The organism is Mycobacterium timonense, assembly GCF_025821985.1.
Classification (GTDB): Bacteria; Actinomycetota; Actinomycetes; order Mycobacteriales; family Mycobacteriaceae; genus Mycobacterium; species Mycobacterium avium.
This window is the reverse complement of record NZ_JACKSY010000011.1, coordinates 20,685-43,839: the sequence shown is the minus strand read 5'-3', so window position 1 is coordinate 43,839 and position 23,155 is coordinate 20,685. Positions and strand designations below refer to the sequence as shown.

Annotated in this window: 22 protein-coding genes and 2 pseudogenes; 1 reads left to right on the top strand and 23 read right to left on the bottom strand. The window is 66.2% G+C overall.

The features are described from left to right. The first annotated feature begins 127 nt into the window (after positions 1–127). On the top strand, positions 128–265 hold the full coding sequence (locus H7I87_RS03320; RefSeq protein ID WP_139800138.1) for an acyl-CoA dehydrogenase family protein: 138 nt from the start codon (positions 128–130) through the stop codon (positions 263–265). Here H7I87_RS03320 and H7I87_RS03315 read toward each other — a convergent pair. The 23 genes and pseudogenes from H7I87_RS03315 to H7I87_RS03205 all read right to left on the bottom strand — a co-directional run bounded on the left by H7I87_RS03315 (position 254) and on the right by H7I87_RS03205 (position 23,109). Beyond that, positions 254–1,291, bottom strand: coding sequence for a hypothetical protein (locus H7I87_RS03315; RefSeq protein ID WP_023900844.1), 1,038 nt, complete (start codon positions 1,289–1,291; stop codon positions 254–256). The two genes, H7I87_RS03320 and H7I87_RS03315, sit on opposite strands and share 12 nt — an antisense overlap. Then, entirely contained in the window at positions 1,288–2,172 is an 885-nt protein-coding gene (locus H7I87_RS03310) for an alpha/beta fold hydrolase (RefSeq protein ID WP_023900843.1), read from the bottom strand. The genes H7I87_RS03315 and H7I87_RS03310 overlap by 4 nt, the downstream gene beginning before the upstream one ends. A gap of 4 nt (positions 2,173–2,176) precedes the next feature. Further along, entirely contained in the window at positions 2,177–3,295 is a 1,119-nt protein-coding gene (locus tag H7I87_RS03305) for an SDR family oxidoreductase (RefSeq protein WP_167380291.1), read from the bottom strand. Positions 3,296–3,317: 22 nt separating this feature from the next. Further along, on the bottom strand, positions 3,318–3,599 hold the full coding sequence (locus H7I87_RS03300) for an acyl carrier protein (RefSeq protein ID WP_023900841.1): 282 nt from the start codon (positions 3,597–3,599) through the stop codon (positions 3,318–3,320). Between the two features lie 175 nt (positions 3,600–3,774). Continuing rightward, positions 3,775–4,902, bottom strand: coding sequence for a ParB/RepB/Spo0J family partition protein (locus tag H7I87_RS03295; protein WP_083071536.1), 1,128 nt, complete (start codon positions 4,900–4,902; stop codon positions 3,775–3,777). Between the two features lie 813 nt (positions 4,903–5,715). Continuing rightward, positions 5,716–5,976, bottom strand: a complete 261-nt coding sequence (locus tag H7I87_RS03290; protein ID WP_090417666.1) for a hypothetical protein — start codon at positions 5,974–5,976, stop codon at positions 5,716–5,718. 329 nt (positions 5,977–6,305) lie between these two features. Then, a complete protein-coding gene (locus tag H7I87_RS03285) occupies positions 6,306–7,055 on the bottom strand; it encodes a hypothetical protein (RefSeq protein ID WP_023900838.1) in 750 nt (249 codons plus the stop codon). 66 nt (positions 7,056–7,121) lie between these two features. Beyond that, positions 7,122–9,245, bottom strand: a complete 2,124-nt coding sequence (gene dnaB, locus H7I87_RS03280) for a replicative DNA helicase (RefSeq protein WP_083071535.1) — start codon at positions 9,243–9,245, stop codon at positions 7,122–7,124. Beyond that, complete coding sequence (locus H7I87_RS03275; RefSeq protein ID WP_023900836.1) at positions 9,242–9,529, bottom strand: hypothetical protein; 288 nt, start codon at positions 9,527–9,529, stop codon at positions 9,242–9,244. The genes dnaB and H7I87_RS03275 overlap by 4 nt, the downstream gene beginning before the upstream one ends. A 142-nt stretch (positions 9,530–9,671) precedes the next feature. Next, positions 9,672–10,430: pseudogene (locus tag H7I87_RS03270) on the bottom strand (DUF6551 family protein); the annotation flags it as partial. Between the two features lie 91 nt (positions 10,431–10,521). Beyond that, a complete protein-coding gene (locus tag H7I87_RS03265; RefSeq protein ID WP_083071533.1) occupies positions 10,522–10,788 on the bottom strand; it encodes a hypothetical protein in 267 nt (88 codons plus the stop codon). After that, complete coding sequence (locus H7I87_RS03260) at positions 10,785–11,132, bottom strand: hypothetical protein (protein WP_083071532.1); 348 nt, start codon at positions 11,130–11,132, stop codon at positions 10,785–10,787. Before H7I87_RS03260 ends, H7I87_RS03265 begins: the two co-directional genes overlap by 4 nt. Beyond that, positions 11,129–11,866 (bottom strand): hypothetical protein, encoded by a 738-nt coding sequence (locus H7I87_RS03255; RefSeq protein ID WP_023900834.1) that lies wholly within the window; start codon positions 11,864–11,866, stop codon positions 11,129–11,131. The genes H7I87_RS03260 and H7I87_RS03255 overlap by 4 nt, the downstream gene beginning before the upstream one ends. A gap of 95 nt (positions 11,867–11,961) precedes the next feature. Further along, a pseudogene (locus H7I87_RS03250) lies at positions 11,962–12,198 on the bottom strand (WhiB family transcriptional regulator); the annotation flags it as partial. A gap of 341 nt (positions 12,199–12,539) precedes the next feature. Continuing rightward, positions 12,540–13,571: a hypothetical protein gene (locus tag H7I87_RS03245; RefSeq protein ID WP_139800137.1), complete on the bottom strand. Its 1,032-nt coding sequence runs from the start codon at positions 13,569–13,571 to the stop codon at positions 12,540–12,542. Positions 13,572–13,706: 135 nt separating this feature from the next. Further along, the gene (locus H7I87_RS03240; protein ID WP_264002560.1) at positions 13,707–14,141 is read right to left on the bottom strand and encodes a hypothetical protein; all 435 of its coding nucleotides are present in this window, start codon (positions 14,139–14,141) and stop codon (positions 13,707–13,709) included. Further along, positions 14,083–14,370, bottom strand: coding sequence for a hypothetical protein (locus tag H7I87_RS03235; RefSeq protein ID WP_264002559.1), 288 nt, complete (start codon positions 14,368–14,370; stop codon positions 14,083–14,085). Before H7I87_RS03235 ends, H7I87_RS03240 begins: the two co-directional genes overlap by 59 nt. Positions 14,371–14,552: 182 nt before the next feature. Continuing rightward, the gene (locus tag H7I87_RS03230; RefSeq protein WP_083071529.1) at positions 14,553–14,966 is read right to left on the bottom strand and encodes a hypothetical protein; all 414 of its coding nucleotides are present in this window, start codon (positions 14,964–14,966) and stop codon (positions 14,553–14,555) included. 10 nt (positions 14,967–14,976) lie between these two features. Further along, positions 14,977–15,828 (bottom strand): ParA family protein, encoded by an 852-nt coding sequence (locus H7I87_RS03225; protein ID WP_139800136.1) that lies wholly within the window; start codon positions 15,826–15,828, stop codon positions 14,977–14,979. Between the two features lie 733 nt (positions 15,829–16,561). Further along, on the bottom strand, positions 16,562–18,529 hold the full coding sequence (eccE, locus tag H7I87_RS03220; RefSeq protein WP_167380290.1) for a type VII secretion protein EccE: 1,968 nt from the start codon (positions 18,527–18,529) through the stop codon (positions 16,562–16,564). Next, positions 18,529–19,944 (bottom strand): type VII secretion-associated serine protease mycosin, encoded by a 1,416-nt coding sequence (gene mycP, locus H7I87_RS03215; protein WP_083071540.1) that lies wholly within the window; start codon positions 19,942–19,944, stop codon positions 18,529–18,531. Before mycP ends, eccE begins: the two co-directional genes overlap by 1 nt. A gap of 17 nt (positions 19,945–19,961) precedes the next feature. Further along, the gene (eccD, locus tag H7I87_RS03210) at positions 19,962–21,521 is read right to left on the bottom strand and encodes a type VII secretion integral membrane protein EccD (RefSeq protein WP_083071526.1); all 1,560 of its coding nucleotides are present in this window, start codon (positions 21,519–21,521) and stop codon (positions 19,962–19,964) included. 19 nt (positions 21,522–21,540) lie between these two features. Continuing rightward, positions 21,541–23,109: a CpaE/TadZ family protein gene (locus H7I87_RS03205; protein WP_083071525.1), complete on the bottom strand. Its 1,569-nt coding sequence runs from the start codon at positions 23,107–23,109 to the stop codon at positions 21,541–21,543. Positions 23,110–23,155: the final 46 nt, after the last annotated feature.

The window sequence follows — 23,155 nt, the reverse complement described above, 5'->3', positions numbered from 1 at the left end:
GGCCGGTGTGTCGCCGACCGAATCTTCTGCCCGTTTCCACCATCAAAGAATACATGTTTCTTGTGATAAATGCCCAGGTAGGCACGCCGTAAGACTGTCGGTTTGAGCGGTGACCTACAGATAAGCCGTGGGCGCCCACGGTTATCAGGAGGATTCCATTCCTGCGCGCCTGTATCGCGACGCGGTCGCTGCCCCGATCACGGCGGGGGTCAATGAGCTCCTCAAAGACCTCGCCTTCGAGGCCGCCGGCGCGCTAATCCCGTAGCTGCTGAATGCTCACCCGGTAGCCATCATCGTCCATAACGCCGTCGCAGACGTGGGTGATCAGCGATTGGTCAATCGGGCAGCCGGTGGGGATCAACCGATTCAGCCGTGACCCGAGGCAAAACTGTTGGAACTGCGTGTGTTCGGGATAGAGGATCTGCGCGAGGGACCGCAGCGCGAGGTCAATGGGCTTCCACTGGTCGTCGTTGTCGAGTACCTCGATCCAGGCATGTCCGGATGCGGCGAGCGCGGCAAGCCACCCATAACGGGTGCGGCACTGCAGCCCACGCGCTAGGAATCGATGCTCGAGCTCGGCGCTGATGCTCACGCAGTCGAAGATCCGGCGTCCTCGCATCCAGGCGGCGTCTCGCTGCGCTGCGGTGGGCATCCGCGCGAATGTGTAACCGGCGTCGATAATTTCATCGACGACCGCGCGGATCTGTGCGGAGTGGATGACCGCGGCCCTGCCGGCGGTGGCGGTCTCGCACGAGAACGCCAACGTAGGTCCAACCACGGTGGCTTTACCGTTGGCGGCCTGGGGCGCGGTGTTGTTGTGCCCGGCCTCAGGCGCCCACACCACCCAGCGTTCACCCGCCACAGGCGTGCGGTCGCGGGCCGCGGTCTCATCGCTGTGCGGAGCACAGCTGCCTTGGGCGCTGAACTTCCACCTCATCGACGTCGTCCAGGTCGCAGGATCATCGGTGATGAAGCGCAGCAGAAAACCGAGGCTGATCTCGGGGATCGATGTGCCCAAGCGTGCATGCAGCGCGAGATTGATCAGGTCGAACTGGTCGTATCCAGAGGGGTAGGCGGGCAATCCGTGATCGGTCAGCGCCGCCAGCGTGGCCGCATCGCACCCCAGGAAGGTTGTGGCGTCTGCGGAGGCGACGCTCGGGCAGGCGTACTGACGGGGTACGGGTGTCAGCTCCGAAAGCGCCTGCAACCACACGCCATCGTCGGCCACGCCGGCTTCGTTGGAGTCGGGCGAGGTCGCGGTGTCCTCAACGCGTGCCCGGCCGGCCATCACGTTCCCGCTGCTGTTGTCGCCGCAGCGCGATGCTCCAGCGATGCGACGAAATCGAGCACGGCCACCTCGAACTGCTCGGTCTGCTCCACCATCGGCATATGTCCGCTGCGCGGAATCACGCATCCACGACTGCCCGGCAACAGCGCGCAGGCATCCTCGAGCATGCTCGGCGACCATTGGTGGTCGCCGTCGCCGATCATGAACATGGTCGGAACCGCCAGTTGCGCCAACATATCTGGGCGATCAGGCTGGTTGATGACGCCGGCCAGACACGCCCGGATCTGAGCCTCTGAGTTGAGCGCCAAGAAATGCTGCCGCAGCCCCAGATAGCTGGCCGTGCCGCCCTTTTCGACTTGGGCGCCGGCGAACACCAGCGGGTACAGATACTCAAAGACCGCCCGTGCCCCGCCGGCGTCCAGCCGATACATCAGATCGCGCAGCACGAGCTGCAGCCGGGTGTTGCCGTACGGGGTGAAGGCGGGGCCGACCATGATGGCCGCACTCACGCGCTCGGGGTATTTCAGCGCGAAGTCACGCGCGATAAGCGTGGAGATCGATGACGCCAGCAGCGTGGCCTTGTCCAGGGCAAGGAAATCCAGCAGATCTAACAGGTCCTCGACGTGCTCGCCCAGCGAAAACTCGGTTCCACGCTGGGTGGAGACGCCCTGATTTTGCAGGTCGTATTTCACCACGGTGTGATGCTGCACCAGCGTCGGGGTGAAATTACGCCAGGCGGGCGCGACGATGAAGAAGTTGTTCAGACACACGATCGGCGCCCCCTGGCCGTCGACTTCGACGTAGAGTTCGCCACCGTTGCGGGTCGGGCAGCGCTGCCCGCTCCGGTACCGCATGTCCACTGTTTCCGGGCGCGTGAAATCCATACTGCTACCCCTCGATGCTTCCCACGGCCGCCACCGGCGATCCGCTGTGCGCCAGGTGGTGCTCTGCATAGGCCGCAAGGACCTCGCGCGGGGTCGCGAAATTGATCACCTCAGGGTTGACGTAGCGCAACAGGTTGGAGCAGTCGTAGACGTGATCTTGCATCAAATACGGTGCGTGGAAACGCAGTTTGTCGGTGAACATTTGATCGATCGAGGTCAACATCGCGCGATCCTGGACGAAACGTGGCTCACAGATGTCCAGCGCATCGGCGATACCTGCCATCAACACACCGACGTTGCCCAGAGCGGTGTTGGCTATCGTGTAGAAGCCCGATCCCGCGCCGCGCAGACTCAACGTGACCATCGCCTGCGCGACACGATCGATGGGTAGCGCGGCATTGCGCGCGTCCGGCTGCGCGATGACCTGGACACCGTAATGCTTCAGGTAGGAGCCGAGCCGATCGGCGACTTCGGCTTGGAACCGACTCATCTCGTTGATCAGCGTGTAGATACCGCTGGGGGTGCAGGCCGCCATCGCGTACGTGCGGCTATGACCGATGATGATCGGCAACCGCATGATCCGAGCCGTCGTGAATCCAGCGGCGCTGACCAGGTATTCGGCGTCGCGTTTGGAGCGCTCGTAGGCGTTGTTCATCGGCGCGTCGGCAGCGATGGGTTCCTCGTAATGGATGCCGGATTGCGCTCCGGCTGTCCCAATGGTGCTGGCGTGGTTGAAGACCTCGATGCCCGCACGGCGGGCCAACGCGATGGCCTGGCGGGTGCCCTCGACGTTGACCGCCCGGATGGAGGCCTCATGTTTGTCCAGGTAGCGCAACGAGGCGGCGAGGTGCCACATTTCGTCGACGTCACCCAGACATTGGAGGTCGTCGATTCCGCAGCCGGGCTCGGTCACATCGCCGGCTACGGCGCGGCACCGCGTCGTGATGGCCTCGGCCAGCTCGGCGCACTCGTAGACCTCGGCTGCTTCCAGAAGGCTGCTGCGCAGCCTGCGTTGCGCGGTGTCGTCATCGCTGCCGCGGACCAAACAAACGATCTCTGTCGAAGGGCTTTTCAGCATTTCCAGAAGTAAGCCGATTCCGACGCTGCCCGTCGCGCCGGTCACAAGAACTCCCATGGTCTGCCTCTCAATTCGCAAGCGGGGCCGAACTCAGCCGACGCACCTCATCGGTGAGCTGCGCGATGCTGGTGAACGCCTCAGGTGGTGTGTCCAAGCCGAACTGAATCCCGAACTGACGCTCCACAGTGGCGATCAGCGCGACAAGGGATTGGGAATCAAGCCCGAGCGCGCGAAGTTCTTCGTGAGGCTGTGGCTCTGGCTGTTGCGGGTCGCCGAGAGCGCGGCTGACCAGAGCGGTGATGGCGGCTTCGGTCTGTGTGCGTTCGGCGTCGTCATCAGCGTCGGCCAAGGTTGTGCTCCCTCATCGGATACATGTTCGACACACTCTTCTTGATCAGTGGATGCTGGAAAATGCCTATCCCGCAAGGTATCTAGCCTGGTAATAGTAGCCACCTAGCGCCGTTCGTGTTTGACCTGAAGCTGATCGCGGCCAAACACTGGCGGGAATCAATCGGATCGTGCGGCTACTGGGCCTGCGTCGTCTCAACCGTCGCGTCGGCCAGCTCAGCCAACTGCTGCCACGCCTGTGCCTGCGTCACAGCAAGATCAGCAACGGTGCCCAAGCTATGCGTTGGGACAAACGGGAGCACCTGCCGACAATTCGTGACCGCCGCCTGTGCCGCGAGCAGCTGCCGAATCAAGTGTCGGCCAGCTTCATTGAACCGCACGGCGGGATCCCTCTTCAGTCGTTCCAGGACCACGTCGAAGGACACCGCTTTGCGTTCTGCACGCAATTCATCTCCCCAGGGGATGTCCATGCTGACCGTCGGCGGCCTCTCGTCACTCCCGGCCTCTCCATGCTCGCCAGGTGTTGGCATCTCCCCGCCGGGCGACAGCACGTCAGCGCCGCCACCATCCCGACCATCCAGTGCTCCCCGCAAACGTTCCGGAACAGGATCATCACCATTGTCCAAACGAATGCGCACATCACGCGCGGTCGACACCGAGATATCCGCCGCGCGTGCAAGTTGACGCAAGGAAAGGCCCGGAGTTTGCGTGAGCAACGCCGCGGCCCGCAGCCTGCCACTGACGGGATCTACCGGACGCGCCTTGCCGTCCCGCCCAATCCGCCTGTTCAACTGACGACTATCGCTGGTTGAACGCTGCCGTATGTTCGCGACCACCTTGGGCGACAAACCAACAAAGCTCGCCACGAATCGATCAGACCACTCAGGGTTGTTCAGCAAAATCCTGGCCGCTGATTCCTTACGTTCCTCGAGGGCCAGCGGTAAGCCGTGTCGGGTATTGAGCAGTGCACTTAACGCAAAAGCTTCTTCCTCGCCGCCGTCAAAAATTGCAACTGCGATTTCGTCCTGGCCACGAATCTGGGCCGCACGAACGCGATGCAAGCCATCTATGACTCGCAATGAACTCTCGTGCACAACGATTGGCGGTAGCAGGTCCGGGCATTGCGCCAGCGCTTTCGCGTGGGAGTGATCGAGGCCTTGCGTCCGCGCCGACAAGCGGCCCTGCAGACGCGAAACGGCCAATTGTGACACAGTTATCCGGTCAGGCTCTTGCGTCAGCGCCGACACCCACTGCAGGACCGAATCACTTCCCGCAGCTTCGATATCACTCCGGCCGTCGGTCAACGATCCGGTCTCTCACGCTTCGCGTGCTGCCGGGCACCAACGAGCTCGAGCAACCGCCGATTCCGTGCCACGATGGGAATGCTACGAGCCAGTCAGGTGCATACCCCGGGGTGCGGCACATGATTTTTCTGGCAATTCACTGAAAGCGTGGCCTTTTGCTCACCCCTCTCCGGCTCGCTTGCTGACGGCCGACGCCATGAGGTGGCCCAGCGGTCAGGCCGGCGGGCCTGCGGCGGACCGCAGCGAGCAACTCGGAGCACCATAGGTGCGACGACCGACGACCTAACGCGGGCCGTCAGGTTCTCGTGGTGAGATGCCAGTGGCCGCCACGGCACCAGTAGCATCGGGTCGGCGCTTTCAGCACGTGGCGGAACGGCTTCCGCAGCGCAGCCTCCGCCGCGCCGCGTGTCTGATACTGAATCTTGGTCGGCGTCGGACACTTCCGCTTGCGGGCGGTCATGCCGGGAGGCAGCGTGTGTCGTCGTCGGTATGGAAGAACAGCAGCGGTGAACCTGGCCGATCGTGTTCGCTGTACATCTTGCGGCCGTGTCGGCGGCAGATGACGTCTGCCAACTTCCACGGTCCACCTGCGCCCAGCGGAATGCGCTGGCCTCTGTGTGGTCCGTTGAACCACACAGCGTAACCGTCACTGTCGATGCCCACAGCGTTTCCGCTTGGCCCGATGACTGCCGTGACTGTGTTCCAAGGAATCTCGTCGAGGGTGCCGTACATGGCCTTCCTTTCGTGTGACCCGACGCCGATAACTGTGCGGTGCTTTCTTTCCTGACCTGCCGATGCACGGCCACCCCTATGTCAGGTCTTGGGCACTGCCGAGAGTGCGGCTATCGCGCGCGGTGTGATTGCGAGATCCTCGCTGTCGCGGTCCATCCCCATCGCTTCGGCGATGTCCGCCAGTTGCGTGCCGAGGCTGTAGGAGGTGCACTGAGTGATGTAGAGGGCTTCACGTAGAGTTTTCACCTCTGTCACTAAATCGTGGACCAGCGTCGGATCGGCCGCCGCGATCACATACGCGTCTTCGTTGAATCGCATTGCCCTGTCGACAACATCGGTCATGTTCACTCCCTTACGTAAACCGCTCGACGGTGATCCGGTAGCCCGGGGCCGTCGCCATCTTTCGGTTTGACCTCCTCACGCGACTGAAGATCGCGTGATTCCCTATGCCGCTTGCGCGTCATCGGGTCTTCTCGCTTGCGCGAGCACACCCGTGGTGGGTGTTGCCTCCGGTCCGGAGGTGAGCGCGGGCGGAATTGCCCGGGCGAGGATGGTGTTCGCTGCCTGGATGTCGGCGTGGTCTTCGTGGCCACATTTCACGCAACGTTGTGTTGTGTTGTGTTGTGTTCTAGCGTTTTCCGGCGTCGTAACCGGTGCCTCAGACGCCATTGTCAATCCACCTTCTTGACGTAGTCGTCGAGGGCGCTCTGCAACCGAGCGTCGTGGCGGTAGTCGCGGCGTGCGACGTCGACAAAGTGTCGGCTCTGTTCGGCACTGAATTTGCCGCCAACGCCGCGGTGGTACCGCTGTGCGGGCTCACCGGGTGGGGCCCACCGCAGCCGTGGCTGCGTGGCGATGAAGTGGGAGACGGCGGCGAGTTGTTGCAGTGGTTGGGTGAGGTGGTCGAAGTCTCGACCGTAGATGGCCGCGGCGGTCTCCACTCCCGCGCCGAAGGCTGTGGCGGCCAGATCGCTACGCGGTCCGCGGATGTGGTGTTCTCCCAGCGCATCCCACACGGGTTGGGCGATCAGTGTCAGGACCACGGGATGCCCGTCGAGCAGAGTGCACGGCGGGTAGGGTCCCCCGAAGAGGTTGGCGCGCGTCGTGGTTCGCTCGATGAGGTAGAGCAGAGATTCGATCGCGATGTCGGGGTCGAACCAGTCAGGGTCGCCGTGGTGGGTGTGATCGTGGGCGATGAATCGGCCCTGGCGGTGCGCGTGGGAGAAAAACCTTGTGAGCGCGGCTGCATTTGCATCGCCAGTGACCCCGTCGATGCACCCGAACCCGTCATAGGTTCCCTGGATCCCGAGTGCGATCGGGTGATACTGCCCGGCTCCCGTGCGTTGTAGCAGTACGGCGGTGGCCTCGATCCCCCTCAGGTTCACCCCGCTGACGAGGCACGCCGTGTCATAGAATCCCACGACGGTTACCCTCCCCTTGTGTTTGCTGTACGCTGTTTATCAGCGCCGCGGATCGCGGTTCACGCATCACCAGTTCTGCCTATTGCCAGTATCTTCCGCGCCGTATCCGCCGCGCGCCATGTTTGAGAACCGGCTGAGATGAAGTTGGCTGGCAACTTTGATCGTGCGGCACGGGCCCGCCCTGTGTTTGCCGATGATGATCTCTGCTTCGCCGGCCTGTGGGTGGTCACGCTCGAACGCATCGGGTCGGTGCAGCAACATGACGACGTCGCTATCCTGCTCAATGCTGCCTGACTCGCGAAGGTCGGATATCAAGGGCCGCTTATCCATTCGTTGTTCGGGACCGCGGTTAAGCTGGCTGATGGCTACCACCGGGAGGTCAAGCTCTTTGGCCATGAGCTTGAGGGTTCGGGAGAATTCCGAGACTTCCTGCTGGCGGCTTTCAAAGCGCTTGCCCGAGGTCATCAGCTGCATGTAGTCGACCACGATCAGTTTCAGGTCGGTCTTTTGCGCCAGGCGTCTGGCCTTGGCGCGAATCTCCATCATCGTCAGATTCGGTGAGTCGTCGATGAAGAGCGGCGCTTCGCTGATGTCGCTCATCTTCTTGGCCAGTCGGGTCCAGTCATCGTCGCTCATCCGCCCCGCGCGCATGTTGGCCAGCTTGATCTTGGCCTCGGCTGACAGCAGGCGCATCACGATCTCGGACTTGCTCATTTCCAGCGAGAAGATGATGCTGGCCATTTGATGCTTGATCGAGCAGGATCGCATGAAATCCAGTGCGAGCGTGGAGTTGTGGGTGGGAACCATGCCGCTGCCGGCAAGGTAGAGGTGGTCGTCGTTGTCCACCTGGATGCAGCGCACGGCGACGCTGTGCCGCGGCAACACGGCGGTGACCGTGCGCTCGCCGGCCACAACGTGAATCGGTGTACCCGCAAAACCTGGGGCCACGACATGGCCCAAGCCGTTGAGTAGCTCGACGGCTAAGGTGCGGTGCTCGGGCCGGCGCCAGGCCGCCGTGATGGTGGAGCTGTCGCCGGCGCCGCCGGTGACGTCGCTGGCTTGCAGCAGTCCGCGCAGCATGGCGCGGCGCTGTCGCAGGGAGCCCCGCAGATACCGCACCACCACTGTGTCGTAGCCATTGAGTTCGACGGTGCGGTCTGCGCCCAGCCAGCGGCCCACCGTGTAGGGGTCGTCGAGCTGATGGGCGACCTCGGGCAGTTCGATGGGCGCGGCGGTGGGGATCAGGTCACCGGCGCGCAGTTCGGCGGTGATCACGATCCCGCGGCGGCTGGGCCACTGATGCTGTTCGTCGGCGGTGATGACGGTGCCATCGGAGAAGTGCACGTCGTAGCAGGGCCGGCCATAGAGCACGGCGGTGGTGGCGACCACCTGCGTGGGCCGCCCGTCAGCTCCGAGCAGATAGTCGCCGACGGCGACGTCGCCCATCGTGGTCCACCCACTCGTTGTTGGCAGAATCGTATTGAGCGCGAGCGCTTTTCCTACGCCTGGGCGTGCGGCCACGGTGATCATCTGCCCGGGGTGTAGGCCGTTGGTGAGCTCGTCGAGTTCGATGAATCCGGTGGGAACCCCGCGCGCGAGACCGCCGTGGGTGGACAGATCGTCGAGTTCGTCCATCGTCGGCTGGAGCAGGTCGGCCAACGATGCGTAGTCCTCGCGGCGGTCGCGGTTGCTGACGTTGTAGATCTCGGCCTGTGCCCGGTCCACGACGTCGCTGACCTCAGCGCCGTCGGCGCCGGCGTAACCGTATTGGACCACCCGGGTGCCGGCCTCGACGAGGCGGCGCAGAACGGCTTTCTCGGCGACGATACGGGCGTAGTAGGAGGCATTGGCCGCGGTGGGCACGATGGCCAGCAGGGTGTGCAGGTAGGGGCCGCCGCCGACGCGCCGCAAGACGCCCTTGCGGTCGAGTTCGGCGGCGACGGTGACGCCGTCTGCGGGTTCTCCGCGTCCGAACAGATCCAAGATGGCGTCGAAGATGGTTTGGTGTCGTGGCGCGTAGAAGTCGCCGGGCTCGATGATTTCCAGGACGTCGGCGATCGCGTCCTTGCTCAACATCAGGGCGCCGAGCACCGATTGCTCAGCGTTGTCGTCGTGCGGGGGCTGCCTGCCGTAGTCCTCGGGTGTTGGCTGCTGATCGATTCTGGTGGGTCGCCGCTCGACTGTGGTCATGCCGGCCTGCTTCGCAGCGCGGCCGGCGTCTGGTTGATTTCGCGCACCTGGTGCTGCAGCGCGAGGGCCAGTTTGACCGCGTCGTCGCGGTCGGCGATCTGCTGCCGGGCCAAGGCGGGGGCGTCGCTGTGGCGGAGGTACGGCCCGAAGTCATCGAGGCAGTCCGGGCAGGTGTCTCCCGAGTGGCCGACCGGGTCGGTGCAGCCGGGGATGACGCACTGCGGGTCAGCGCCGGACCGGGTTCTGCCGCCCGGCCCGGCGTCGGGTGACTTGCTGCTACCCATCGTGGCTTCCCTTTCTGCTGTGCTCCTTATTGGGTTGAAGTACCGGCCCGGCGGTCCCTTTCCGTCGCTCGGCCCCCACACAGCCCGTGTGACCTGGGCACATAACACGTCCCCGGCTGAGGCTTTGGTCCATGCGGAGGCGCTACGCGGCCGCCCGGCGGGCTTCGGGCGTGGCGGCACGCAGCACGCCCCGAAAGCCGGTGGGCATGACCAGTCGCGCACCGGCGGCCCGGTGCAGGTTGAAGCGTTCATGGAAGGTGATCGCGACGAACTTTGGCAGCGCCCCGCCGCCGTGTTTGCCGCCGGCCTTCTTGGCCTTGGCGAGGAAGACGACGCGTTCGGGGGCGAGGTCGATCAGCGCGTCGACAAGGGTGTCGCAGTCGAAGTTCTCGTCCTGGCCGAATGCGTCGAGGAAGACGGCCATGCCGCCTACCAGAGCCGCGTCGTAGGCGCCGAGCTGCGGCCCCCAGGTTTCGTGTAGCAGCCGTAGAGCGTCGCGCAGCAGGCCATGCCCGCCGCGGCTGTTGGCGACCTTCTCGAGCATGGCAGTGCAGCGCAGATGCCCGTCCTTGGGTGTTTCGTCGACGCGCAGCTTCGCCCGTGCCACCGTTTCCTCGATGGCGATGACGTCGGGATCGCGCTGGGCGCGGCGGGCCTTCCAACGGTTCCATGTCGTGAGCCGGCTGTGCTGCACGTCGATGCCGACGAACAGTTGAGCCTCCTCGGCGACGCTGAGGCCGCTGTGGACGCGCGCGGCGATCGCGGCGGAGGGGTCACGCAAAGCCACTGCGGCCCAGCGGTGTTGGCCTTCCACGACGGCGTATCGCGGGTGCTGATCGGGGCCGCGGTCAGAGACCTCGATGACGCCCAGGAGCCGCTGGTCGAAGTCGTCGGCCATGGCTTGGGCGCGACGGGGTGTATCACGGTGTGGCCGGCGAAGATGTCGGCGACCGGGATCGCCAGCACGTAGGGCTCGGCGGCCTGTGGTGTGGTCATCGGTCGTGACCTCCTGTGGGTGGGGTGGGGGCGGGGGTGATCGTCCAGGCGACGTGGCGGCGTCCGGGTAGCCGCAGGCGCCGGATCTGGCCGCGGTGTTCGAGGACGACCAGGTTGCGGTAGATGATCTCGTTGACCAGTGCGGGCGCCCAGTCCAGCAGCAGTTGGCGTAGCTGGGAGGTCGTCGCATGGCCGTTGGTACGGGTCAGTGCGTCCAGCAGGTGCTTGCGCACCAGTTCCGGTTCGAGGCGCGGTGCGCTCATCGCGTCGGTACGGTGTCGTCGCTGCGGTGGTTGAAGGCCTCGACTTGGTCGGTGGGCGGGTGGGTGATGCGCGCGCAGGCCGGGCAGAGCGGGGCGCCGTCCTGCAGCAGTGCCGTCGGTGACGCCTGGACCAGGCGCACGCCGCATCGAGATCGCGGCGCCCGCCCGAGGGCGATGTCGAGGAGGTGTTGCATGCGGCCGACGCAGTGGATGACCTGATCGCCGTCGTAGCGCCGGGGTGGGTCTGCGGGCGGCAGTCGGTTGGCCTGCCAGTGCCGCAGCGACCCGTGCAGGTAGTCAGGTATCCATGCCGTGGGGGTTAGCACGACGTCGGCGACGCTCACGAGCGGTCCCCCGTGCCACGCCCTGCCGCCCACAGCGCCCGATAGTCCATATCGCGCAGCAGGTACAGGTCCTCGGATGGCAACGTCGGCAGCATCCGTGCCAGCGCGGCCGCCGCGGTGCCGTCGTACTCCATGGTGGCCGGAAAGATCGCCTGCACATCACCGGGGATGTCGGCGACGAACCCACCCCCGGCTACGTCCTCCTCGCCGATATCGCTGACGTGCCAGCCGTATTCGCCGACCAGCCGCGCGATCAGCCACGCCGCGCAGCGTCCCCGCGTCCGGGGCTGCTCCTGCGCCGACAGAATGGGAAGGGGGTCGCTGCGGCGCCAGTGGTCTTGGTGGCGGTGTGCGGGGCGCAGGTGCATCTGCGCCAGCCAGCACAGTTGGGTGAGCCACTCGTCGCCGGTTTCGGCGTCGTTTTGTCCCAGGCTGGCCACGGCGCGGGCTAGGTCGATTAACCGGCGCGACACGGTGGGGGCGGGAACCTGTTGGCGTGCTGCGCGATTGCCCCGCAGATCCCAGCTCACGGTGACGGTGCGCCGTGTGGGTGCGGCGGCGGTGACGAAGGCGGTTGCGGTGTGTGCGTCGAATTCCAGGCGCTTGGGAACCCATCCGTAGGCGGCCAGGTCGGCGATCATCCAGTAGGCGTCGATCACCTCGGCGGGGGGCTGCTCTTCGCCAAGTCCGGGGATGCGTCCGCGGTCGGCGGACCGTTCGGCGGGCCGCGTCATCCGGCCAACCTCGCGTCCTGGTCTTCGTACCACTCAACCGTGGAGGCGGCGATGGCGGGCAGCCGGCGCGGCTCGCCGACCCACTCGCTGGGGGCACCACGCTTGAGGCGGCGGCGCTCGCGGTCGGACAGACCGCCCCACACGCCGTAGCGCTCGTCGTTGTCGAGCGCCCATTGCAGGCACGGGTCTTTGACCGGGCAGCCACGGCAGACTTTTTTGGCGTCGGCGGTCGAGCCGCCCTTCTCCGGGAAGAACGCATCCGGGTCGGTTTCCGGGCAGACCGCCTGGCTGTACCAGTCCTCATCGGACGGTCGGGGTTGGGTTTGCAACATGCTGATCAGCTCGATCACCGCGGCTTCAGTCATCGCATCTACCTCCCAAGTCGGTCGCCCCCACGGGCAGCTGAATGCGCAAATCCAAACGGTTACGATTTGCACATCGATAGGGCTAGATTAGCCGCTGACTACGACATATCCGGCTCCCCGAAATGGAAAGTTTCTCTGTGGCGGTGAACTCGCGGACCAGCCGCCGAAGGCTGCTGGGCGTCGAGGCCGGGTGTCGCGCCGTAGCCTGTGCAAACGCCATGTCCCCGCTGCGGGAACCCGTCGCGGCCGGCTGGCCGACCCGTGCACAGGCCCACCGGGGGCTCTGCCATTTCGCCTGGCTAGGCTGCTTATCGCCGAGAGGCGCCGCGGGCGTAGACGACGGCCTGGTCATAGCCGTCCGCCATGGCCAGCAGGTCGCTGTTGAGGTCTCTCAGCGCGGCCGCGGCCAGTTCGTTTTCGGCCGCCGCACCGAAGAGCGCCCTGTCGTCGACGTCGATAGTCTCCGCGCTGATCCGGCGTGCCCGCTGTTGCAGGTCGTCGAGCGTCGCCACACAGCGGTGCAGCACCATGAGCCGAGCCAACAGGGCGTCGGTCAGATGGTGCCGCTGCGCGCCCACCGCGTCCTCGGCGATGCCGGTGAGCGTCACCAGCTGGGCTCGTTGGGCCGTTGCCGCCTCATGCACGTCGAGGCTGTGCGCCGCGCGGGCGATTTGGAAGATCTCCTCGTCGGAATCGAAACGCGACCGCAGGATGTCGACGCCGGGCAACGCCCATGCCGGGCTGTCGATCAGCTCGGAGACCACGGCGATGCCTTCGAGCAGATATGCACCACCTGGGGTGATCTTCCCTGCGCCGGCCAGGGGATTCCAGTCCAGGACACGGCGGGCGGCGTTGACTTCCCGACGTTGTGCCGCAGTGAGCCTGAGTGGATCTCGCCGCGCCCAGACGAGCAGGCCGGCCAGGATCAGCGCCACCGAAGCGCACGCGAGGGCACCCCAGCCGGCGATGACGCCGACTCGAGCCCGATCGTCGGCCGCCCGGGAACAGACGCGGCCGGCCAGGGCCAGCAGGGCCGCGGCTATGGCCCAGTAGGCGGCTCGGCGCGCGGTTACCCAACGCGGAAGTCGTGCCTGCCGCGGCCCGGGCACCCCGAACACCGCACCGGTGGGCATGCCTGTCGACCGCCGGCGAGCGATGAGTTCACCGGTGGGTGCACTCAGATCGGCCAGGCGCAACGGCGCAACGAGCCGTCCTCGCCACAGCCAGTTCGGGCCCGCGGTAATGCTGCGTCGATCCTGGGCCTGCCAGAAGGCCACCCGCATCCGAACGTGTGCCCGCAGCGCATCACGCTCACTGTCCGCCTCGCGTCGGCCGCCCACGCCTCTGGTCCCTTTTCGCGGTCCAGAGAACCGAATTCCTCTGGAGTAAAACAACTCCGGCATGGGGCGCGTTACCGCACCGCCACCGGGAAACCCTTTGCCAAAGACTCCTGTGACCATGCCGGAGTTGTGAACTCAGTCTATGGCGTTGATCTCGGGCGATCTCCTGCCGCGCGAGGGTTGCTTTTCGCAACATCGACGCGCGGTGTGATGCGCCGCGGCGCATCTATTCGGGTTCGGGCAGGAACTCCTCGGGCACGAAGTAGGTCGCACGTCCAGCCGAGGCGGCGCCTCGCCATGGAAGTACCGGTAGATCTGAGTCTGTGACACCGGCAGGTCGGGGGCCTGCTCCTTGAGCATCCGCTGGATCCGCAGCGGCGTGAGCTTGCGCACCCGATCGGTGTCGAGCATGCGCACGTTCATGCTGCTGGCCAGTGCCTGGAAGCGGGTGGCGAAGTAGTCCGTCGCGACGTGCGGAGGATCGATGGTCGCCGCCCTGTCGCGGTGAGCGCTACGGGCTGACTCGTAGCGCGCATCGACGGTGGGGGTCTCCTCGTCGGCGCCCTCCACGAAGTAGGTCCACGTCCAGCCGAGGCGGCGCCTCGCCATGGAAGTACCGGTAGATCTGAGTCTGTGACACCGGCAGGTCGGGGGCCTGCTCCTTGAGCATCCGCTGGATCCGCAGCGGCGTGAGCTTGCGCACCTGATCGGTGTCGAGCATGCGGACCTTCACGCTGCCAGCTAATTCCTGGAAGCGTTTTGCGAAGAATTCGGTCGCAACGTGCGGCGGATCGATCACCGCCCGAGCGTGCGGAGGTATTGCGGGGATCAACTGGTGCGACGCTACTTCATGCCGTGCGCCAGCACAGTCATCCGTTTCTACGTCGGAAACGTTGTCCGTGTGGTTGGTCATCGGTCATCCAATTCTGCGTTCGCTCCCCCTCGGAGACCCTCCGACCTTGTGCGAATCCAGCAACTACCCTAGCCGCCGATGGCCGAATTGCCACCGACGCCCTGACTGTCTCCCACATTCGACACAGCCGATACCGGCGGCGGAAGAACTCGCGCGACGCCGGGAATCTGGACTCCACGACGTTCGAGGAACTCCTGGATCGCCAACGAGGTCGCGTCCCCCTTGGGCAACTCGTACTCGTCGATGAAGGCGGCGAAGGCGGTGTGCACCTGGGAATTGATGTGCACGTTCAAGCCCGTGCGCTTGACCTTGCGGCTGCGCAGCTGTTCCAGGGCGGGATCATGAGCGACCAGGTCGGCGACGGGGTTGCCCCCGGGCCCCGGTTGCACGGCTGCCGGCGCGGCTGCCGCGCCGGTGGGCACGCCGCGCATCCGCGCGGCATCGGATGACACCGCACGCCCGCGAGGGTTGGGCAGCGGCATGGGAGAGTCTTTAGCCATTGGTGATCAGTCCTTCCTCGGCGATTCGCAGCGCGACCCGCTGATAGTCCTCGGCCGCAGTGCAATTGGGGTCATACACCGAGATCGGCTGGGAGTGCGCCTTGGCCTCGGTGACGCGAACCGTGCGGGAGATAGATCCCAGATATTCCTTGGGCCAGGCCTCTTCGATGGCGCGGCGAATAGCCTTGGTGGCGCGAGAGCCGCTCATGTAGTTGGTGAGCAGCACGTGGGTGATCTTGATGCCGGGATTGTTGAGGTCCACGTTCTCCACCGCGGCGTCCAGCGAAGCCAGCGCTCCGACTTCATCGGGACCGGTCCCCACGGTGGCCAGCACCCATGTCGCTGCCGACAACGCCGCCGAGGCGAGCTCGTTGAGGGTGGGCCGGCAGTCGATGATGATGAAGTCGTAAGCGGGCAGGGCCTCCACCTCACGGCGCAGACGCATCTGACCCCCCGGCCCCAGACCCTTGTCGAGTTCGTCGAGCGCTTCACGAGACGGCGCGACGTCGACGCCGTAGTCGGTGCCCTGAATGACGTCGTTGAGCGGGACTCGGCGGTGCTTCTCGGGATGGAGAACGTTGAACATGGTGGGCGTCGGATCGCCGTCTGGCGGAATCTGTAGACCCAGTCCCGTCGTCGCGTTGCCTTGCGGGTCCATGTCGATGAGCAGCACGCGGATCGGACGGGTCTGGTCCTCGGCCTCATCGAAGACGTGCAGTTGAGCCAGCTCGTAACTCAGGTTCACCGCCGTGGTCGTCTTTCCGACACCGCCTTTGCGCATGGCAACTGCAATGACGACGGGCGGGGAATTCAGGGCCCGGACCAGCTTTGGAGTCTTTGGCATGCGCAAATCATAACCTTCCGGCACGGGGTGGATGCCCTAGCTGCGCCAAAAAACCGGCAGTCACCTGGGGCCATACTGTCTTCGCAGGTCACAGCATAATTCACACGCTTTGTGCGCGACACGCGGCCAGACATTCACGAACCATGGAGGCCAGATTCACGGGTGGATCACGCCTTGCGTGCGCGCAATGTGCATCCGCCGGGGCCAAGACCGGCCCACATCCGTTGTTCATCTCATCGCCTGACACCGGTTCCCCGTCGCCGACACGCCGAGCCGACCCCGCCGCCCGCCGGCGAATTGCCGCCCCGCCGTACCCGGCATACGCCCTGCACACGGGCCGATGATCTGATCTCGTCGGCCGGCTGCCTGGGTTGCACTGCGCCAAGCCGCCAGCGAGGACCACCGGTGGGGCCGCCGCCAATACGCCTGCACCGCCGCCGATTACGCCGCCTGCGGCATCCGTCGAGCACCAACAAACAGCGCGCGCAGGCCTCCCGCCGCCTGACACCGTTCCTGGAGCTCAACGAAGAGACCACGGGCCGATACGCCCGGCTCCGCGCGCAAATGAGCTGCTGCCGCCGGCACCTCGATAGGCAAACGATACACCGCCGGCTCGAAGAGCCTCAGAAGCGGTGTGGCACAGCACCATTCGACGAGGTATGCAACTCCCTCTCGCGGGGGCCTCCCCGCGTGCGTCAGGCCAGACGTCGCGCAGTGCGGTTTCGACGCACGGCTATTCGGCTGGCGGGGGCCGGTAGTTGCGCGGCGGGCGCCGCGGCGCCGGCGGCGGCGAGTCCAAGGATCGCCGGCTACGCGGAACGCGTTGGGGTGCACCAAGATCGCGGTGCCCCCCATTTCCGTTGGATGCCGACTCGGGCCGATCGGATCCCGAGGGTGTCGGCTCGGCGGCCGGGGGCGGCGCCGGCGCGCGCGGCGGCGCCCATTGCGGTGCTGGCGGTGTGGGCGTCGATGCGGCGGCATCGGGCCGTGCGGGTCTGCGTGCGTTCACCGGTGCCGGCGCAGCGTGGCGTCGCGGTGTGCGCGTCAGGACCGGAGCGGTGGAGACCACACGCCGTGGGGGCGCGATGTTGTCGGCGGCCAGGCCCAGGTAGCGGTCCTCTTCACGGGTGCGGATCGTCCACACGGTGATCGGCTCGGCGGTGCCGATCGACACCTCCAGCACTTGGCCGGGACCTTCTACCAAGGTCATGTCCGCGCCGCCGGCGACCGCGTCGGGGCCCAGCAGCCGAAGCACCGTGCGGGCCGGCACGGTGGTGACCGTGCGTCCATCGAAGACGGCGATGTCACAGGTGCGTGCACCAGCAGTCGCGTAGAACAGCCGCTGATCGTCGTTGACGGTGGCGACCAGTCCCTCCCAGCGCTGCCGGTCGTCGGTGTGGATGGCCACCACGGCGCCAGTCACCACGGCGCGCAGCACCAGCTGGCGCGCCACCTCCACCCCGACGCGGGCGTCGATGCGTCGCCGCTTGGGAGCCCCGGACTGGTCCCACAGTGGTACGGCCACCAGGGTGCCTTCATCGAGTTGCCCAAGGATCTGGCCCGACGGGCCGATCGGCACCCGCACGTCACGAACTGCGGCGAAGCCCACAGTCGGCATCCTTGCTTGCAGGGCGCGGTCGCCACCGGGCAGTCCGGCGTCAAGCATCTGCCGCTGAATTCCGGTCGGGCGAGCCAATTTCGCTTCGGCCAGCGGCTTGTAGGCCTTGCCGTGCTGGACGTAGCGGACGAGCACACCGACTTGAACGTCGGTGGCGGCATCACCGGCGCCGGTCAGTCGAATCACGGTGACCGTTTCCTCGGTGCGCCACGACCACCAGCGGTCGAATTGCCCGTCTGCCAACAGTTCTGGAATGCCCACGTAAGTGGTGATGAAGTTGGGACCCGAGCGGATGTAGGACCACTTCTCCTGGTTGTCCACCGCACCTACCGGCGTCAACAGCACGTCCCCCATGGCGTCGAGGTCCTCGGCGGACAGGGCGTAAGCGCGGATCTGTTCCTGCTGCAGGCGCTGCACCGTACGGTGCGCGGCAGCGGCCAGCGCCTTGGGGCCCCCGCTGCGTGAGGGACCACGCTCAATGATTCGGTCGAGGTTGTCTAAGGCGTTGAGCCGCAACACCAGCCAGGTGCGCCGTTGACCGACCAACGGTCGCGGGCCCACCGACTGCGAATACACCGTCCGGTAGGCGGTACCGGGCGGGACGTGGCAACCAGCCTCGACGACGTCGATGTCGATGTTGAGCCCGTACTGGCTCATCAGTGACACCACCAGCGCCAGAGGCAACTCGCTCCCGCTGACGGTCCGGCCACCCGCCTCGGTGGTCAACGCCAGCTCCGGACCGACCTCCACGGCAGCGACCAGCGTCTGTCCGTCCCACCGCACACCTGCGGTTCCGGAGATGACGTTGATCTCGGTCGCCGGCGTCAGCTCCGGAGGCAGCCGGCGGCGCCGGTGCCGCAGAAACGACCACACCACCGCCATCCACTCGACGAGGACCACACGACCCCGGATCGGGATGAACAGCGCGACCGCAGCGACGAGCAGGATCAGCACCGCCGCCCACACCGGCAGGGCCTGGCTCAGGGTGAGGGCCACCGTGATCCACACGCCGATCCCGAACACCAGCGCCGAGACCATAGGGATGCGCAGCCACCTGTTGCGCGGCCGGATCGCCTTCGCCATTACTGCCTCCCTCGGCGCACACCGGTCGCGGTCACGATGATGGCCACCGCGACCACCACGAACGCCACCGCGGCGATGGTGATCGCCGCAGTCCATTTCGGTGCGGTGTCCGGCGGTGGCGGCGGCTTGGGCAGTGACAGCTCAGCGGCCTGCACGGTCACCGCGGGTGCGCCGGTGGCCGGGACCTCGTAGGTCAGTGCTGCCACCGGGTCGATCAGCCCACGCCCCACCACGTTGTCCACGCCGCGTGCCGGAGCGTGCGCCGTCGTAATGATCCTGGTCGCCACCTGGCGGGCGGTCATTTGCGGGAACCGCGAGCGCAGCAGCGCGGCCAATCCTGAGACATAGGCCGCCGCGTAGGACGTGCCGGCAATCGGCACTAACCCGCCCTGGTCGCCGGGGACGGCATTGATCACTCCGTTGTCGCCGTTGGACAGCGACACGATGCCCGAACCGGGGCCGGCCACGTCGACCCAGGGCCCGGCCATGGAGTTCTCGGCGCGCACGCCGTCGGGTGAAACGAAGCCCACCGAGAGCACCAGGTCGTCGAACCACGACGGGGTCGACACCACGGTGACCCCTGACCAGTTGCGGGGATCTTCGGGGTGGGTCGGGTCGGCTTCGGGGTTGCTCTTGCAGCTTTGGTTGCCGGCCCCGGAGTCGACGGAGGCGTTGACGTTGCCCGCCGCGGCCACGACCAGGGCGTCCTTCACCTCGACGGCATACTTGAGTGCACCACCCAAAGCGGCCTGATCGATCGGGTTGGACACCTTCACGCACGAGACCACCGAGACGTTGATGACACGCGCACCCAAGTTGGCGGCGTGCACGATGGCGCGGGCCAGGGTCCGAATGTCTCCGGCTGTCCGAGAGTTGTTGGGGTCGTCGGGATTCGACGACTGGTTCTGGGGCATGTACGCCATGGAGGTCTGACGGATGGCCACGATCTGGGCGTTGGGGGCCACACCGATCAATCCGTCGGTCGGCGCCGGCGCCGCCCCGATAATGCCGGCAACCAGGGTGCCGTGGCCCTCACAGTCATCGAATCCGTTGCTGCCAGAAGCCGGGTCGACATAGTCGCCGCCGGGAATCATCCCGGGCAGGCGTGGTTGGGGGCGCACACCGGTGTCGATGACGGCCACGACGACCCCGGCGCCGGTGGAGAACTTGTGTGCCTGCGCGATTTGCAGCGCCGTCAGCGGCGGCGGCGTCTTGGCCAGATCGGAGTTGGGCAGCACGCCTCCGACGGCGCAGGCACCGTTCTTGCGCATCGGCCCATCGGGGCCGGGCGGCCCATCGGGCGGGGCGGCCGCCACATCGGGATGCGGCGGCTGCACCGCGCCCGCGGTACCCAACGGCGCCACCGCGACCAGGGCCGTCACAGCGGTCAGCACGCCCGCCGTGCGCGCCGCCATGAGCACGGCGCGCCGGCTCACAGCAGGCTCCGGAAGAACGCGAAGGCGCTGACGATCCAAAAGGCCAGCATCACCACGGCGAAGTTCATGAGGAACTCCAGATTTTCAATGTGGCGCAACGTGATCGGCGACATCTTGGTCCCGGGCAGCTTCATGCCAGCCAGCGCCGCCAGCACCGTCACCGCGGCGACACCGCCGAGCACACCGATCTCAGCCACCGCGTTCGAGGTGCCGGCCATGATGGTCAGGCTGAACCCGACGAGCAAGACGAAGGCCGCCACGAAGAAGGTGACGGCGTGCACCCGATCTGGCAGCGAACGCCCGCGCAGCACCAACACGAAGATGGACAGGATCGCCACGGCAACCTCGCCCCAGAAGTAATGGGTGGCGGGTTCGACGGCCACCACCGCTCCGGCGACCATGATCATCACGGCGGCGATGAACAAGCCCGTGAGGTACTTGTTAGACACCCGGGAACGACCCTCGAGTTGGGCGTCCTCATCGTCGGACAGCGCCACCGTGCGAACGTCGTTGCCGTCGTCGAACACCTCGACCGCCATCGCGGCCTCGTCGAGCTCGCTGCGGTCAATGTCTTCACCAGGCACCGGCAGGCTCGGCGGCCTCACCCCGGCCAGCAGCAGCGCCATCCCCGGCGCCAGAGCCACAACGCCTAGGCCGAGCACGACCGCGACGGTGCCTATCTGGCGCATGTCGAAACCGGTGAAGGTACGCACGCCCGCAGCGATGGCCCCGGCCACGGCGACCGTCACCACCGTGGTGTGCACGGTGATGCCGATCTTGGTCAGCCACAACACCATTAGCGACACCGCACCGGCCGCGAACGCGGCGGCCACGACGTTAGCCGCCGTCCAGTGGCCCGGGGTGTTCTCGTATGCCGGCACCGCAACCCAGCCCATCGCGAACGCCAGGACGACCGCGGCCATCCCGGCGGCATAGGACAGGCGCAGCGCCGATCGGCGCCCGGCCACGATCGCGGCTGCAATCGCCAACAATGTCAGCGCCGCGCTGGGCGGCGCCCACCACACGTTCGACGGCGTCGACCACCACGCGGCGATCGTCACCGCCGCGGTCAGCGCGGCGCCCCCGACGATGGCGATCAGTCCCAGACTGCGCGCTGTGTCGTCGGTGAAGGAGGCGAACTTGACCGCATTGAATTCGGCCAGCGCGTCGCTGCCGTCCTCGATGATCGGCTTGAACACCTCGGTGGAGTGCACCTCACGCAGCAAGAGCCGGGCGCCGTCGAGAACTCCGGCCTCGGCCAGGGTCATGGTGCGCGCGAACGGCATGCCCCCTTCCACGGCCAGGGTGTACACGCCGGTGGTCGAGAAGTCGACGCTGAGGCCTTCTGCCCGCAACGTCTCGGCCAAGAACGGCACCAGCCCTTCCATGACGATCGACAGTGGAGCGTGGGCAGCCAACGAGGAGTCGACGTTGTAGTCGCCCACGTGGATGGCCACCCGAATCTGCTCGGGCACCGCCGCGACCGACGTGCTGCTACCTTCAGGCTGCCCACCCGGATCAGCGGGCAATGAATCAACCGGCAGGACCACTGACATGGGTTGCCTCCCTTCGTGTTTAGCTCGCCGCGGCGACCGGGGCCGGGGGTTGCGGCACGGAGAAGTCGTCGGCCAGCATCGCTGCGAGGTCCTCAAATGCCCGCCGCGTCCTCTTCTTGAGCTTGTCCAAATCGATGCTCAGGCCCTCGTCGAGATGCCGATCGAAGGGGATGTGGTGCAACTTGAGCTGCTGGCGCGAGAGCACCGTCGTCAACGCCTGCATGTCCAGCCGGGTGTTGGCGGTCGTCTCATTGACCACCAGCACTGTACGTGCCAACAACCCTTCGTAGCCGTGATTGCGCAGCCAGTCGATGGCCTGACCGGCCTTGAAAGCACCCGGATTCGACGCTTCCACCAGCAGCACAAGAGCATTGGACTTGTCGAGCATCTCGCGCACTACCGCAGAGTTCAGCGCCTTATCCCCGTCCCACAGCAGCATGCTGTAGTAGTGCGAGGCGATCTCGTAGACGTCACGAATGTCCTCGGGCACCAGCACCCGCTCACCGTCAGCGCGCCACCCGTTGGCCAGGACGTGCAGATCAGTGTCGGTCGTCGACAGGAACCGCTGCACCTGGTCGTGCTGGCGCAGATCGTCGGGCTCGGTGTCGAGCATCTCCATCATCGACAGGTTGTTGGGATGCTGCGCCGTACGCAAGGGCAGATCGCCGGCGTCGGGATCGGCGTCGACCGCGATGACCCCATCGGCGCGAATCGAGGAGAAGACCTGACCCAAGGTGGCCGTCACCGTCGTCTTGCCGGCTCCACCCTTGAGCGTGAGCACCGCGATCGCGTACATGGTGTCCTTCGGCGCGCGGATCCGCCGATGCACATCGCGGCGCCGTTTCTCTTTCTTGCCCGGCTTGAGCTTGAACCCGGACTTGTTGGCCGCGCCGCGCCATCCCGTGTTGGCCACCGGGGCGCGATCCTCGTTGGCCGTAGAGATCAGCTCCTGGGCGATGCCCGCGGATGCCGCCTGGATGGGAGCACTGGGCCGGCGGTACTGATCGGCCTCGGCGCCGCGCCCCACGGCCTGCTGACGATCGGGAACCGATTGGCGCCCACGCTGTTCGTGATCGGCTGTGACCGGGGGCAGCTGCTGGGTCACATCGGGGCGAAACTCCCCCGCCTGGGGCCGGCGCGGCGCCATCGCGGGTCCGCTGCGCGGCCCTTGCGACGCTGCCTGGGGCTGGCCCCACTGCTGCCCGGGAGGGGCTTGTGCACCCCAGTGCGCGGACTGCTGCCCGAAGCTGGCCGGTCCCGGTTCGGGTTGCTGCGGTGCCCCATTGACCCGTTTCGCCGGGGGCTGTCCCCACTGTGGCTGCGGCTTGGGATAGGCGCTCGTGTCGTCACCGCCGGTGGCGCCGCGTTCACGCTCTGCACTGCTGGGCGCGCTCGCGCCGCTCGGTGCACTGGCCGCGTTGGGCGTACCCCACGCCGGGGGTGCGGGCGCGATGCTTGTGGGCGGCGGCCCCGGCAACAGTGTCGACGGGGCGGGGTCGGGTTCAGATGGTGCAGAATGCAATTCCTCGGCAGGGCTCTCCGGTTCCGACCAGTGCCGGCCGTTGCCCGATTCGACATCTTCAGCCATTCGGCTCACCTCTCCCCGCAAAATCAGACGGCATGATCGGCCTAGG

Coding starts and splice junctions, on each gene's coding strand:
- H7I87_RS03310 (WP_023900843.1), bottom strand. CDS start 2,172: ATGGATTTCACGCGCCCGGAAACAGTGGACATGCGGTACCGGAGCGGG.
- H7I87_RS03290 (WP_090417666.1), bottom strand. CDS start 5,976: ATGACCGATGTTGTCGACAGGGCAATGCGATTCAACGAAGACGCGTAT.
- dnaB (WP_083071535.1), bottom strand. CDS start 9,245: ATGACCACAGTCGAGCGGCGACCCACCAGAATCGATCAGCAGCCAACA.
- H7I87_RS03275 (WP_023900836.1), bottom strand. CDS start 9,529: ATGGGTAGCAGCAAGTCACCCGACGCCGGGCCGGGCGGCAGAACCCGG.
- H7I87_RS03265 (WP_083071533.1), bottom strand. CDS start 10,788: ATGAGCGCACCGCGCCTCGAACCGGAACTGGTGCGCAAGCACCTGCTG.
- H7I87_RS03255 (WP_023900834.1), bottom strand. CDS start 11,866: ATGACGCGGCCCGCCGAACGGTCCGCCGACCGCGGACGCATCCCCGGA.
- H7I87_RS03230 (WP_083071529.1), bottom strand. CDS start 14,966: ATGCCGCTGCCCAACCCTCGCGGGCGTGCGGTGTCATCCGATGCCGCG.
- H7I87_RS03225 (WP_139800136.1), bottom strand. CDS start 15,828: ATGCCAAAGACTCCAAAGCTGGTCCGGGCCCTGAATTCCCCGCCCGTC.
- eccE (WP_167380290.1), bottom strand. CDS start 18,529: ATGGCGAAGGCGATCCGGCCGCGCAACAGGTGGCTGCGCATCCCTATG.
- mycP (WP_083071540.1), bottom strand. CDS start 19,944: ATGGCGGCGCGCACGGCGGGCGTGCTGACCGCTGTGACGGCCCTGGTC.
- eccD (WP_083071526.1), bottom strand. CDS start 21,521: ATGTCAGTGGTCCTGCCGGTTGATTCATTGCCCGCTGATCCGGGTGGG.
- H7I87_RS03205 (WP_083071525.1), bottom strand. CDS start 23,109: ATGGCTGAAGATGTCGAATCGGGCAACGGCCGGCACTGGTCGGAACCG.